Source organism: Pseudomonas sp. OTU5201, from assembly GCF_038440135.1.
GTDB classification, from domain to species: Bacteria; Pseudomonadota; Gammaproteobacteria; order Pseudomonadales; family Pseudomonadaceae; genus Metapseudomonas; species Metapseudomonas resinovorans.
The window spans coordinates 1-586 of sequence record NZ_JASATC010000100.1; the positions used below are offsets into that span (position 1 = coordinate 1).

At 60.9% G+C, this 586-nt stretch carries 1 protein-coding gene; it reads right to left on the reverse strand.

Features of this window, described 5'->3' with window-relative positions:
* Window positions 1–40: 40 nt before the first annotated feature.
* Window positions 41–583 (reverse strand): hypothetical protein, encoded by a 543-nt coding sequence (locus AAHM40_RS27025; protein WP_446731632.1) that lies wholly within the window; start codon window positions 581–583, stop codon window positions 41–43.
* Window positions 584–586: the final 3 nt, after the last annotated feature.

Sequence of the window (586 nt, forward strand, 5' to 3'; positions counted from 1 at the left end):
TGCATACATCGTGATTGCCTGCCTCTGGACGGCTCCGGGATCAGCTGATGCGGTTGGCACCAGTGCGGTCAGCGCCGCCTTCAGCGACATCGAAAGCCTTGGTGCGGTCGGAACCACCTTCGGCGACATCGAAGGCCTTGGTGCGGTCAGAACCACCTTCAGCGACATCGAAGGCCTTGGTGCGGTCAGAACCACCTTCAGCGACATCGAAGGCTTTGGTGCGGTCGGAGCCACCTTCAGCGACATCGAAGGCCTTGGTGCGGTCGGAGCCACCTTCGGCGACATCGAAAGCCTTGGTGCGGTCGGAGCCACCTTCGGCGACATCGAAAGCCTTGGTGCGGTCAGAACCACCTTCAGCGACATCGAAAGCCTTGGTGCGATCGGAACCGCCTTCAGCTACCCGCAGGGACTGGGAGCGGTCGGAACCGTTTTCAGCGATACGGTTAGCGCCGGTGCGGTCAGCACCACCTTCGGCTACGCGGTGGATGCTGGTGTGATCGGAACCGCCCTCAGCAACGGACAGTGCGAAAGCAGAGGCGGACAGGCTGGCGATGAACAGGCTGGCAAGGATTTGCTTTTTCATTTT

Coding starts and splice junctions, on each gene's coding strand:
- AAHM40_RS27025 (WP_446731632.1), bottom strand. CDS start 583: ATGAAAAAGCAAATCCTTGCCAGCCTGTTCATCGCCAGCCTGTCCGCC.